Genomic DNA, 13,549 nt, shown 5'->3' with positions numbered 1-13,549 from the left:
ATCGATTAAAATTTAAAAAAATGAAAAAATTTTTCGCAGTAGTTGCAGTAGCAGCTTTATCATTAGGAGCAGTATCTTGTGGAGAGAAAACTGAAGAAGCACCAGTAGAAGAAGCACCAGCAGTTGATTCTTTAGCTACAGCAGCTAACGATTCTACAGCAGCAGTAGTTGACTCAGCAGCAGTAGTTGATTCTGCAGCAGCAGTAGTTGATTCAGCAGCAGTAGCTCAATAATTTATAGCGAAGCTAAAATATAAAATGCGCTTAACTAGGTTAAGCGCATTTTTTAATGTTTTAAATTTTCAAGAATAACAATTAAATAATTGATCCATCAAATTTTTCGGATTCTATTTTGCGATCTAACTCTGCTTGAATATCTTCTAATACTGGGCGAACAGTAGATTCAGGAATATCAGAAACTCGAATATACATCAATCCATCTATTGCATCATTAAACTTAGGATCAACGTTAAATGCAATTACTTTCGCATTTTGTTTGATGTATTTCTTAATCAAGACTGGTAATCGTAACATATTTGGCTCAAGTTCATCAATTAATTTATCAAACTTATTCAAATCTGCTTCAGATTCATCAAAAATAAATTCTTTATCTTCTTCTTTTAATTTAACCTTGTATTCATTTTTAGCTTTTACATATTGTGCTACAGTAGAATCATAGTAATGAGATTTCATAAATTCAATCATCAATGATTTCGAAAAATCAGAAAATTGATTACTAATACTTACGCCTCCAATAATAAATTTTTGATTTGGATTTCTTAATGTAACATGTACTATTCCTCTCCATAATAAGAACAGTGGCATTGGTTTTTGCTGATATTCAGCAGAAACAAAGGCACGTCCCATTTCAATACATTTCTTAAAGAACGGATGAATTTCTGGTTCAAAATTAAATAACTCGTGAATATAAAAACCATTAATTCCATATTTTTCGTACACTTCCGAACCAATTGCCATACGATAGGCACCAACAATTTTATTAGATTCTTTATCCCATAGAAATAAATGATGGTAATGATTATCAAAACGGTCTAAATCTATTTCATCATTTGTTCCTTCTCCTATTGCACGAAATGTAATTTCACGTAAACGTCCAATTTCTCTTAAAATATTAGGAATTTGCTTCGCTGTAGAAAAAAAACATTCGTAATTATTATTTGTAAACAATAATGCTTCTTCATCTTTTCGCAATGCTTCAATATCTTGTAAAAGTAACTTTAAATCCGTTTCAGCAACAACATCCTTAACCTTTCTGTTTGAAGATGATAAGCTTGGTAAATTCGGAATTTTCAAATCAATATTACTTGGATTTTTCAGTACTTCTGATAAACTTCTTTTTTGTTTATAATACGATGAAAGCATATAGGTTTTCTTTCTTAAAAAAGCCGAATAATCTTCTATTGTGTTGTGTTCGTCTTGTTGCTTTTGTAAAATAGGTTTTCCTATTCGAATTTGAATTGGTCGTGTTCTTTTTTTCATCATTTCTGATGGCAGCATAGCTGTTTGAAAATCTGGATGTAACTTTGCTACGCGGTAGAAGACATTGCTATTTCTTGCTCTAAAAAACATTGGAACAACAGGAACTTTTGACTTTTTAATCAACTTCATTGCTGATTCTTGCCATTCTCTATCAATCACTCTACTTTCATCATCACGATAAGAAACTTCTCCAGCAGGGAAAATTCCTAAACAACCTCCGTTGCGTAATAACTTTAATGCATCGCGCATCCCCGTAAGGCTACTGTATGCTTCTTTACGTGTTTCGAAAGGATTGACTGGTATAATCATCGGTTCTAATGGTTTAATTTTTTGCAGTAAAAAATTCCCCATAATCTTGAAATCAGGACGAACTTTTGACATAAAATGCATCAAAATAATTCCGTCCAATGCACCAAGAGGATGATTAGAAATAATAATAAAAGGGCCTTCTTTTGGAATTCGTTTTAAATCTTCTTCATGAATTTCGTAATCCACTCCAAGATCATCTATTAAATAATCCAAAAAAGGTTCGCATTGCAAGTGTTTTCCTCTATTGTATAAATCATTGATTCCATCAATATTAAAAACTTTTTTCAATGCCCAAGCAACAGGTTTACCTAAAATTCCTATTTTAGAAAGACCTGATGCTGAAATAATATCTTCTGTTGAAATTAAACTCATTTAAGCCTTGACAACTATTTGTAATGTTTCACGCACTGTTTGACGTAATAACTCTTTTTCTTTTGATACAACTTTATCAGAATCTGCATCGAAATGACGAATTGTGTACAATAAAACATCTTTTTCTACTTGTACTTTAAACGCTTCGTTCATATCTGCAACAAACTGATCTAAGTTGTTGTATTTATCCTCTAAACATAAAGATAATGAAATTGCTGAATTTTGCATCAAATTTACTTTGATTTGATAATCATATAGTTTATTGAAAATCCCACTCAATTTATCTTCTGTAATAAACGAGAAATCTTTACTTGATAAACGCACCAAATTTTGTTCTCTTTTTAGGATAAAACATGGTACTTTTGGATCTAATGGTTGACCTTTTGCTACTTCTGTTCCTGCTTCTGTTGGATTGATAAATGATTTAACAAAGAATGGAATTTCTTTTTGTTGAAGCGGTTGCAATGTTTTAGGATGAATAACCGAAGCGCCATAATAAGCCAACTCAATTGCTTCTTCGTAAGAAATATGATGCAATAATTCTGCATGCTCAAAATAACGTGGATCAGCATTCAAAACACCTGGAACATCTTTCCAAATCGTCATGCTTTCAGCATTTAAACAATATGCAAAAATTGCAGCAGAATAATCTGAACCTTCTCTTCCCAATGTCGTTGTAAAATAGTTAGGATCTGAACCTAAGAAACCTTGTGTAATGAATAAACCTGATTGTGGTAATTTAGAAATACTATCCTCTGTCAACACCCAGTTTACTTTTCCTTCGCGGTAAGTGTGATCTGTTTTGATATAATCTCGAACATCTAACCAATCGTTCTTAATTTTAATTGAATTAAGATACATACTGATAATTTTTGTCGAAATTAACTCTCCACAGCATACAATTTGATCATAAACATAGCTGTAATTTGGAGATTTGTTTCGTCTTAAAAACGAAACGATATCATCAAAAAATTGAGATATTTCATTCGAAACCTCATCCGCATTATCAAACAATTCTATTGCTAAATCAATATGTTGTTTTTTTACATCATTAATTGTTTTTTCGAAATCATCCTTTTCAAAATAGCGTTTGACTACTTCCTCTAATGCATTTGTCGTCTTGCCCATTGCAGAAACAATTATACATGTATTTTCGTAACCAACTGATTGCAATAAATCTGCAACATTTCTAACGCCGGCTGCATCTTTTACGGAAGCACCACCGAATTTGAAAACTTTCATTTCTATAAAAATTTTTTTGTAAATATTTAACTTGCAAATATAACCAAACTACCTCTTATATATTGACCGAATTTAATTAAAGTTAAAAATAAATTTCCAGTATGATTTTCATGTATTTAGATTAATTTCAACCGTTTGAAATGAGTAGAATTGAGTTTTTATTCCGATATTTGACCAGCAAAACATAATTATGAACACAAATTCTCATCAAACTCTTGGAGAGTTTATCATAGAAAATCAAGCAGATTTTATTTACTCATCTGGAGAACTATCTAGATTATTGAGTTCGATTAAATTAGCAACAAAAGTTGTTAATTACAAAGTAAACAAAGCAGGATTAGTTAACATTTTAGGAGAATTCGGAAACGAAAATGTACAAGGTGAAAAACAGCAAAAATTAGATGTTTTTGCGAATGAAACTTTCATTGACACTTTATCACAACGTGAAGTTGTTTGTGGAATCGCCTCAGAAGAAAATGAAGATTTCATCGCTATTCAACCTTCTAAAAATTCAAAAAATAGCAAATATGTTGTTTTAATTGATCCCTTAGATGGTTCTTCTAATATTGATGTAAACGTTTCTGTTGGTACAATTTTCTCTATCTATCATCGTGTTACAGAACCAGGAACTCCTGTAACAAAAGCAGATTTTTTACAACCAGGAAATAAACAAGTTGCAGCTGGATATGTGATTTACGGAACATCGACTATGTTGGTTTACACAACTGGAAATGGGGTGAATGGATTTACATTGAATCCAGGAATTGGAACGTTCTATTTATCACATCCTAATATGTGTATTCCAGAAGATGGTAATATTTATTCGGTAAATGAAGGTAATTATGTGAAATTCCCTCAAGGTGTTAAGAACTACATCAAATATTGTCAGGCTGATGAAGAAGATCGTCCATACACTTCTCGTTACATTGGTTCATTATGTTCAGATTTTCACCGTAACATGTTGAAAGGTGGAGTTTACATCTATCCTTCTGGAACAAATAACCCAAATGGTAAATTGCGTTTATTATATGAATGTAATCCGATGGCTTTTATTGCAGAACAAGCTGGTGGTAAAGCGTCTGATGGGTTTAATCGTATTATGGACATCGTCCCAACTGAATTGCATCAACGTATTCCTTTCTTTTGTGGATCTAAAAATATGGTTGATAAAGCAGAAGAGTTTTTGCGTGAAGCAGAATCTAACTAAAGTTTTTCAAAAAATTATCAATAAAAAAATCCGCTCAATGAGCGGATTTTTTATATTATACTCTATTAAGGAATTGCTATACCTGGATAATTTCCTGGATATACGTGTCTTAAAGTAGAATGATATTTTTTGTTAATTGCATCCGCAAACATATTTGCTACAATGGCATATCCAGTTCCTGTTAAGTGAACTCCGTCTAATGAGAACGCTCCACCTGAAACGAATGTTGTTGTATATGTTTGTCCATAGTATTTAATTCCCGATTGAGAACTTAATTTCTTCATTTCAGAATATGCATCCACTAAAGCTAAGTTATAAGCTGTTGCTAATTCAGCAATTGCTGCATTGTATTTAACCACAGCCGCTTCTGCTTTTGCTGTTTCTTTTGCTGTTAATACATAATTATCTGCCATTGGATAACTAACACCAACTACCGATAATTTACCAGCTTCTTCTTGAGTTAATCCTAATTTCATTAATTCTCCAACTCTATTAGTATCTACTTTTCCAATTACAGAAGAAGAAGTTAAAACCAATAAATCTTTCGCTGTTGCTTGACGAGCTTGACCATAAATCATTCCAAATAATGTAGCCTTAGCAGCTCCAATTTTTGGTGTTAAAGCTGCTGTAATAGTTGCTGATAAATCTGCTAAATCTTTATCTTTAATTACTACAGGACTTGCAGCAGTTTTAGAAAATGAAATTTTTCTATCAGAAGCTCCAACTGCATCAAATACTTGATTTAATCCTGCATAAGTCGCATTTAACTCATCAATCATTGATGCAAAACTTGGGTTTGCAGGCGATAATGGTGCGTATGGAACCGTTGTAAAATATGGAATAGATGTTACAGAAGGAATATTTGCAATTACTCCTTTTGCTCCTGCAGCAGTTAAAGCTTTCAATCCATCATTAATTGTAGATTTTACAACATTTACATTAGAGATATCAGAACCTCCATACGTTCTTGGATCAACATTATTTGTTTCATTATGATCTACTCCAACTCCTCCAGATGTTGCATAACCTAATACATCATTATTTCCAATCCAATATGAGAAAAATGTAGGCTTTTGCGCAACAGCATCAGCAACAACGGAAGTTGTAGCGCCACTTGCAAAACGCACAAAATACGGATTTGCTGTTACAGGATCAGTTTGTAATCCTGCTGGGTTTCCATAACCTGGTGCAACCAAATGATAAGATTTTGCTCCTGGAACTCCCATGTTTTGGTAAGTCCCTTTATCAGCTAAAATATCTAACGCTGCTCCTGGTGCAGTAGGAACTGGTGTTAAAGCTCCATTTACAATTTGCAAAGTCAACTTACCCGAAAAACCTGGTAAATTTGTAAAACCTCCTGTGTCATTTGGCATATAAGGAATTTTGAACTCCCCTCCTCCTGCAGCTTTCATTAATCCAGCTAACATATTTGGATAAGAATTTTCTTGTCCTGATCTGTATAATGCATTATCTCTATAACCAGAAGTCAACGAGTTTCCTAAAGCAATATATTTTGAAAAGTTAGCTTCACCTGCTGTAACTTGAATATCCTCGATTGGATGCTCAAAGTCTTGATCACAACTAAACATTGTAGCAGCTAAAGCAACTAAAACTATTTTATTTAAATGTTTCATTTTGTAGTGTTATTTAAGGTTATACGTTAGTCCTAAACCAAAGTTAATTGCACGCATCTTAACATCTCCAGAGAAATTTTGTTCGATGTTATTAATGTATCTTTCATCACCTTGAACATAAGATCCAAATAAATCTAAGTAAAATCCATTGTTAAATTTAAATCCTACTCCAGCAGAAACTGAATTTAAGTTTGAACTTGGTGTTTCAGAAGACCAATAAGCTCCAGGAACCGGAGATTTATCATGGTAATAACCAACACGCCCTGTAATCATCTCGTTAAATGTATATTCTGCTCCAAAACGGAATAAAGTATTGTCTTTCCAATTTTTTGTTGACGTTGAAGTATAGAATGTATTTGACGCGTCGTTGTATAAATTAATATCTAAACTTTTGTAACGTGTCCAGTTTTGCCACACTATATCTCCAAAAAGTTCTAACTGTGGTAATACTTTATAAGACATTCCGAAAGTAAATTCAGATGGCAATGGTAAAGTTGTATTCCATTTATCTGTGTTAAAAGGCACATTAGATGCAATTCCAGCCGGAACATCCATCCATGTTACATCTCCTTTGTTTGCAGAAACATCTACATTAGAACGGTAAGCTAATCCAACTCCAAATTTCTCTGTTGGTTTGAACATTGCCCCTACATTAAATCCTAAACCATGTGCATCTTTGTCTTCTAATCTAAGCTTAATGTCATTTCCAGCAACCGTTTGCACTTTTTCTAATTTAGCCGATCCATGTGAATAGATAAAACCTAAACCTAAACTAAACCAATCTGAAAAACGATAAGCAACTGTTGGCTGAATATTAAATGCTTTTAAGTCGATATGCGTTATATTAGCCTTATTTTGCCAATCTTCTGGCCAAGTTACCGAGCTACCAAATGGAGTAGTCACACTAATCCCTACCGCTAAATCATCAACAGGTTTGTAACTCACTGCCAAATACATTGGAGTTCCTAATTTACTATCCGTTTCAGCTTTTTGGAAAGTTGTTGGATCTTGCCATTTTACGTCAGTTTTCACACCAAAACCTCCAACAGCAATACTCAATTTGCTCTCTACAAAAGCTAATCCTGCAGGGTTATAAAACGCCACACTCGCATCACGAGTTTGCGTTGCAGAAGTTCCACCTAAAGCAGCTTGGCGAACTCCCTGTAAAGCAACACGGTAACCTCCTGCAAAAGCAGATGAAGATAGACCGATTAATGCTAATGTTAAGAAAATTTTCTTCATATTTTTTGTTCGTTTTTAATAATTCCTTTTAACAAAAATAACATAATTTTATAATAATGTTATGTTAACATAATAAATTTTAAAAAATACTTTATACTTAAGGCTTTCAGCCATAATATTAATTGTGTAAAATATACACTATTGATAAATTTCTTTGATTTTTTCGGATATAACATACCCTTCAGACCAACAAGCCTGAAAATTAAAACCTCCAGTAATTGCGTCAATATTCAAAACTTCTCCTGCCATGAACAAATGAGGTAATTTTTTAGCTTCCATCGAATGAAAATCAATTTCTTTCAAATCAACTCCTCCAGCAGTCACAAACTCGTCTTTGAATGTGCTTTTACCATTTATTTGGTATTTTCCTTGTGTTAATTCTGATGCTAAAGCTTCGATATGTTTCTTCGACAAGTCGGCATATACTTTATTTTCGGCTATGTTGCAATAATTCAGAATACTCAACCAAAAGCGTTTCGGGAAATCGAACGGATTGTTTTTGTGTACATTCTTCTTTGCATCAACTTGTTTCTTATTATTCAAAAAAGAAACTATTTCTTCTTTAGATTGATTGACAAAATTAATTTCAGCTTCGAATTTATAATTACTTTCGTTCAATTTTAAAGCTCCCCAAGCTGATAAACGCAAAATAGCAGGACCACTAAATCCCCAATGTGTTATTAACAAAGGTCCTTCTGCCTCTAACTTTTGTTGATTGATTTTAACTTCTGCATTTTCGAATGAAATCCCCATCAAGCTTTCGATTCTTGGATCTTTGCAATTAAATGTAAATAGAGAAGGAACAGGTTGAATAATCTTCAAACCTAAGTTTTTCAAACTTTTCCAGAATTTTGGTGTACTTCCTGTTGTAATAATTACTGTTTCAAAAAAATACTTTCCTGATTTTGTAATCAATTCATAACCTTCATTAACTTTGTTGATTTCTTGTACGCCATCCGAAAAATTTAATTGAACTTTATTTTGATCAACCGCTTTAGTTAACGCTTCGATAATAGAAAGAGATGAATCGCTTACTGGAAAAATACGATTATCATCTTCAATTTTCAATTCAACTCCGCGTTCATCAAACCACGCCATTGTATCGCCTGGCTGAAATGTATAAAAAACACTTAGTAATTCCTTTTTCCCACGTGGGTAAAACTCTACTAAATCCAATGGATCAAAGCATGCATGAGTTACATTACACCTTCCTCCACCCGAAATACGTACTTTTTGTAGTGGTAAATTTGCTTGTTCAAACAATACAGTTTGTTGTCCTACAGTTTTTCCAAGGTTTGCTGCAACAAAATATCCTGCTGCACCACCTCCTACAATGGCTATTTTTTTCACGGAGCAAAGGTAAAGTTTTATTTTTAACAGAAATTTTTAATAAAAAAAGGAAAATGTTTTCACATCTCCTTTTATGCTTTTTGTTCGTGAAAAACGAACAAAGGTGTTATATTTTTGTTTGCTATTTTTTTTGTAAATCCAGGCGAAAATATCTTATCAAAGAAACCTTTGTTTCGACTAACAACGGTTAACAAATCAATTTCTTTTTCTTTGATAAAATCTAAAACCGCATTTACAGGATCCGCATCATGATAAATTTCAAAAAAAATTGGGTCTCCTGCAAATTGATTTTGCCAATCTTTCATTGCTTGTTTATTATATTTTCCGTCTTTAGAAACATGCATACAATGAATTTTTGCATGATGACGATTTGCTATTTCAAGCAAATATTTCAAGGCTTCTTTATCTTTTTGATCAAAAACAGTTGTAAAACCTATATTCTTAAATCCTTTGAATACCATTCCATTCGGAATACTTAAGATAGGAATTTTCATCGATGTAATTGCATTAATAGTATTGGAACCAAAAAGCATTTTTTCTATCCCTGTATTTCCATCTGTTCCCATTACCACAAAATCAACACTTTCTTCGCCAATGATTTCGCGTAATATATACAAGAAATTTCCTTCTTCTAAAATAAATTTAATTGGAATTTCATTTAATCCGTTTTTATCTGCTATTTCCCTTAATTGCGGAATATTATCTTTGAAGTTATTAAAACTTCCTAATTCTACAGTTTCATATACATTCTGAATTAAACCTGCACTCAAAGTACCAGTAATCATTGGCAGTTCGTAAACGTGCAATACATAAACTTGTGCATCTATACTTTTCGCAAGGTTAAGAGCATATAAAAACGCATTATTAGCCGTCTCAGAAAAATCTGTTGGGAACAATATTTTTTTCATTTTTTTTGTGTTTTGTACACAAAAGTTACGAATAATTTTAGTTCTACGCGAAAAAAAGCTCAATCTATTTATGGAGATTGAGCTTTGTATATTCAGTATAAACTAATGTTATTCATGAAAAACTAATAAAGGTACCTTGTTTTGAGAAAGGATTTTCTTAGTGAAACTAGGAGAAAATAACTTTTCGAAGAAGCCTTTGTTGCGACTAACGACTGTTAATAAATCGATTTTTTCTTCTTTGATAAATTCTAAAACAGCATCAACAGATTCTTCTGCTGTATAAATAGAAAAATCTACAGGTTCGTCTTTGTAATATTCTTTCCAATGATTAAGCGTAGGGACATCGTAATTTCCATCTTTAGAAACATGTAAACAATGAACTTTGGCTTTGTATCGATATGCAATTTCTGTTAAAAAATCTAAGGCTTTACGGTCCTTATCTTCAAAAATTGTTGTAAAACCGATGCTTTTTATTCCTTTATATTCATATCCATGCGGAACACTCAAAACTGGAATTTTCAGATGTTTAATTGCATTCATCGTATTCGAACCAAAAAGTACTTTATCAAATCCTGTATTTCCTGTTGTTCCCATCACTACAAAGTCTACTTTTTCTTCTTCTATAAAAGTTGGTAAAACGAAAGAAAGCATTCCTTCTTTTATAATAAATTTTAAATCAATATTAGAAAATCCATTATCCTCAGCCATTTTTCTAAGAAAAGGAATATGATCTTTTAGATTTTCAAATTTATTCAATTCAATGGTATCATATACATTTTGTAAAATGCCAGCATCAATTCCTGCATTCACAATTGGATATTGAAAGGCGTGTAAAATATACAACTCTGCATTTTGATTTTCTGCCAAATTCAACGCATACAAAAATGCGTTATTTGCTGTCTCGGAAAAGTCGGTTGGAAATAATATTTTTTTCATAATCTATCTCTTTATTAGCTCCCTAAATATACGAAATAAATAGCGTGTAAAATTAATTTGAAATTAAATATTATTGTGTTTTTTTAATTTAAGCTGATTAAAAATATATTCATTTTTGAATAAATTCTTATCCGTAACTTTGCACTTCATAAATTTCAATTCATGAATAATAAATATTTCCAGAAAACCATTGTTCGATGGTCAGATTTAGACGCTAATCGTCATTTAGCGAATGCTTCATATATGAATTTCACAAGCTTTGCTCGAATTGCTTTTTTAAGAGATTTTGGTGTTTCGATGAATAACTTAGCTGAATATGGTATTGGTCCAGCAATTTTACACGAACAATTTTCATTTTTTAAGGAAGCTATGGAAGGTGAAGAAATTTATATTTCGGTAGAAATTGGTGGAATGTCAGAAGATGGAATGATTTATCAATTTATTCACAATTTGTATAACCAAGATGGTGTACATCTTTGCCATTCTGAATTGACAGGTGTTTGGTTTTCGATGTCGAAAAGAAAAATGCAGGCACCACCAACTGAAATGGTCGAAAATATTAAAAAATCATTTGAAGGACAAACAATCAAAGCAATGTCAAAACAAGACATTATCAATTTACCTTTTCGTTCAGAAAATATAGATCCTTCAATTTTCAATCAAAAATAAAATCATGTTAGAAGATAAAAACGTTTCAAAAACAAGTTTAGCCGAAATCGGTGAATTTGGTTTAATTCATCAAATTAAAGAAGGTTTTCCAATCAAGTTAGAAAGCTCTATCAAAGGAATTGGCGACGATGCTGCTGTTCTTGATTACAAAAAGGACAAAATTGTTGTATCAACAGACATGTTAGTAGAAGGTATTAACTTTAGTTGGTCGTACATGCCTTTGCGTCATTTGGGATATAAAGCTGTTGTAACTGCAATTAGTGATATTTTGGCAATGAATGCTATTCCAAAACAAATTTTGGTTTCTATGGCAATCTCAAATCGTTTTACGATAGAAGCTGTTGATGAAATTTACAATGGAATGAAATACGCATGTGACAAATACAAAATCGATATCGTTGGTGGTGACACCACTTCTTCTGTTAGTGGACTTGTACTAAGCATGACCGCAATTGGCTCGGCTCCTGAAAAAGATTTGGCATACAGAAGTGGAGCAAAAGAAAATGATTTGGTTGTACTTTCTGGTGATTTAGGTGCATCTTTCCTTGGTCTACAGGTTTTGGAACGCGAAGCTCAAGTATCGAAAGTAAATCCAAACAATCAACCTGATTTTGAAAACTATTCCTATTTAATTGAAAGACAGTTAAAACCTGAAGCGAGATTAGATATCATCAATCTTTTGAAAGAATTAAAAGTTAAACCAACTTCTATGATTGATATTTCGGATGGATTATCGTCTGAGATTATTCATCTCTCAAAAGAAAGTGGTGTTGGAATTAATATATACGAAGAAAAAATTCCGTTGGATTCTGTTGTCATTCGCACTGCCGAAGAATTCAAAATCAATCCAATTACATGCGCTTTAAGCGGTGGAGAAGATTATGAATTGATGTTTACAATTGATCAAAAAGATTTTGAGAAAATAAAAGGAAATCCACATTTAACGGTGATTGGTCACGTAACTGGTAAAAACGAAGAAAATTACTTAATTACCCGAGGAAGCGAGCAAATGGTTCCTTTAACTGCACAAGGTTGGGGAGTTGAAACAGAAGAAGAAAGTTAATTAACGAATTAGTTAATTCGAAAATGTGAGAATTTTAAGAAGCTGGCATTGAGCTTGTCGAAATGCAACTTCTCACCAAATATATTATCAAAAGCATTCAAGAAATTGGATGCTTTTTTAGTTGAAATAAGTTGTAATTTAGATTATTATTAATAATTATATCTAAAAAATCAATAAATAAAATGCTATTCAAAACAGGAATTGGGTTGTTATCTTTATCAATTCTAATGCTTATTTATGCGATTGCAATGTTTGCAGCAAGAGGTAATTATAGTAAATTTGAAATAAAGCTTTCAGAAATTTCACTTGTTTTTTGGCTCCCTATATTTTGTTTAGGTATTTTAATCTTAATAATTTCATTTGTATTAATTACAATAAAAAAACAAAAAAGCTCGAACTAATAAGTTCGAGCTTTTATATTGTTAGCGTTTTCGCTGTCGAATTATCAATTAAGATAATGGTTCAACTGAAACGTAAGATCTATCGTTACGTTTTTTAGTGAAAACAACTTTTCCGTCAACTAAAGCGAATAATGTGTGATCTTTACCGATTCCTACATTATCACCAGGATGATGTTGAGTACCTCTTTGACGAACAATAATGTTACCAGCGATTGCTGCTTGTCCACCAAAAATTTTAACACCTAAACGTTTCGAATGTGATTCACGACCATTTTTCGAACTTCCGACCCCTTTCTTATGTGCCATTTCGTTTTGTTTTTAAGAGTTAATAATTAATCTCTGCTCAATCTTAACCGATTGAAGCAATTTCAATTTTAGTGAATTGTTGACGATGACCGTTAGACTTTTGGTAACCTTTTCTTCTTTTTTTCTTGAAAACGATTACTTTGTCTCCTTTCACGTGTTCAACGATTTTAGCTACTACGGTAACTCCGTCTATAACTGGGGCGCCGACAGTGATTGCTCCGTTATCAGTTAATAAAACACGATCGAATTTTACTTCTTCTCCTGCTTCACCTGCTAAACGGTTTACAAACAATTGTTGGTCTTTTTCAACTTTGTATTGAAGCCCTGCTATCTCTACAATTGCGTACATAAATTAATGTTTATAAATGAAAATTGAGTGCAAAGATAATCAAAATTTTGAATTTAAGAACT

13 protein-coding genes are annotated in these 13,549 nt (G+C 32.3%); 4 read left to right on the top strand and 9 right to left on the bottom strand.

Annotation, left to right across the window (positions count from 1 at the left end; all coding sequences use genetic code 11):
- Positions 1–20 precede the first annotated feature (20 nt).
- Positions 21–233: a hypothetical protein gene (locus IF125_RS02425; protein WP_225541390.1), complete on the top strand. Its 213-nt coding sequence runs from the start codon at positions 21–23 to the stop codon at positions 231–233.
- Positions 234–314: 81 nt separating this feature from the next.
- Here the strand turns inward: IF125_RS02425 and IF125_RS02420 are convergent, their stop codons facing one another.
- On the bottom strand, positions 315–2,180 hold the full coding sequence (locus IF125_RS02420) for a GNAT family N-acyltransferase (RefSeq protein WP_188319368.1): 1,866 nt from the start codon (positions 2,178–2,180) through the stop codon (positions 315–317).
- The gene (locus IF125_RS02415; RefSeq protein ID WP_225541389.1) at positions 2,181–3,422 is read right to left on the bottom strand and encodes an aspartate kinase; all 1,242 of its coding nucleotides are present in this window, start codon (positions 3,420–3,422) and stop codon (positions 2,181–2,183) included. It abuts the gene before it with no gap.
- A gap of 190 nt (positions 3,423–3,612) precedes the next feature.
- Here IF125_RS02415 and fbp point away from each other — a divergent pair, with 190 nt between their 5' ends.
- Positions 3,613–4,629: a class 1 fructose-bisphosphatase gene (gene fbp, locus IF125_RS02410; RefSeq protein ID WP_225541388.1), complete on the top strand. Its 1,017-nt coding sequence runs from the start codon at positions 3,613–3,615 to the stop codon at positions 4,627–4,629.
- A 65-nt stretch (positions 4,630–4,694) separates the two neighbouring features.
- Here fbp and IF125_RS02405 read toward each other — a convergent pair whose 3' ends face one another.
- From IF125_RS02405 to IF125_RS02385, 5 genes are all read right to left on the bottom strand, one after another.
- On the bottom strand, positions 4,695–6,263 hold the full coding sequence (locus tag IF125_RS02405; protein WP_225541387.1) for an SGNH/GDSL hydrolase family protein: 1,569 nt from the start codon (positions 6,261–6,263) through the stop codon (positions 4,695–4,697).
- 9 nt (positions 6,264–6,272) lie between these two features.
- A complete protein-coding gene (locus IF125_RS02400) occupies positions 6,273–7,505 on the bottom strand; it encodes an OmpP1/FadL family transporter (RefSeq protein ID WP_225541386.1) in 1,233 nt (410 codons plus the stop codon).
- Positions 7,506–7,643: 138 nt separating this feature from the next.
- Entirely contained in the window at positions 7,644–8,855 is a 1,212-nt protein-coding gene (locus IF125_RS02395) for a BaiN/RdsA family NAD(P)/FAD-dependent oxidoreductase (protein ID WP_225541385.1), read from the bottom strand.
- A 71-nt stretch (positions 8,856–8,926) separates the two neighbouring features.
- Positions 8,927–9,763, bottom strand: coding sequence for a universal stress protein (locus IF125_RS02390; RefSeq protein ID WP_225541384.1), 837 nt, complete (start codon positions 9,761–9,763; stop codon positions 8,927–8,929).
- A gap of 108 nt (positions 9,764–9,871) precedes the next feature.
- Entirely contained in the window at positions 9,872–10,699 is an 828-nt protein-coding gene (locus IF125_RS02385) for a universal stress protein (RefSeq protein WP_171623474.1), read from the bottom strand.
- A gap of 162 nt (positions 10,700–10,861) precedes the next feature.
- On the opposite strand from IF125_RS02385, the gene IF125_RS02380 reads away from it, so the two are divergent.
- Both IF125_RS02380 and thiL read left to right on the top strand, forming a co-directional pair.
- Positions 10,862–11,368 carry an acyl-CoA thioesterase gene (locus tag IF125_RS02380; protein ID WP_171623475.1) on the top strand — a complete coding sequence of 169 codons (507 nt, stop codon included), beginning with the start codon at positions 10,862–10,864 and terminating at the stop codon, positions 11,366–11,368.
- A gap of 4 nt (positions 11,369–11,372) precedes the next feature.
- Positions 11,373–12,431, top strand: coding sequence for a thiamine-phosphate kinase (gene thiL, locus IF125_RS02375; RefSeq protein WP_225541383.1), 1,059 nt, complete (start codon positions 11,373–11,375; stop codon positions 12,429–12,431).
- A 449-nt stretch (positions 12,432–12,880) separates the two neighbouring features.
- Here thiL and rpmA read toward each other — a convergent pair whose 3' ends face one another.
- Both rpmA and rplU read right to left on the bottom strand, forming a co-directional pair.
- Complete coding sequence (rpmA, locus tag IF125_RS02370; protein ID WP_150431414.1) at positions 12,881–13,138, bottom strand: 50S ribosomal protein L27; 258 nt, start codon at positions 13,136–13,138, stop codon at positions 12,881–12,883.
- 43 nt (positions 13,139–13,181) lie between these two features.
- Positions 13,182–13,487 (bottom strand): 50S ribosomal protein L21, encoded by a 306-nt coding sequence (rplU, locus tag IF125_RS02365; protein WP_171623477.1) that lies wholly within the window; start codon positions 13,485–13,487, stop codon positions 13,182–13,184.
- Between the last annotated feature and the right edge of the window lie 62 nt (positions 13,488–13,549).

The organism is Empedobacter stercoris, from assembly GCF_020281205.1.
Taxonomy (GTDB): domain Bacteria; phylum Bacteroidota; class Bacteroidia; order Flavobacteriales; family Weeksellaceae; genus Empedobacter; species Empedobacter stercoris.
The sequence above is the reverse complement of the archived record's forward strand: the minus strand, read 5'-3'. Positions and strand labels throughout refer to the sequence as shown.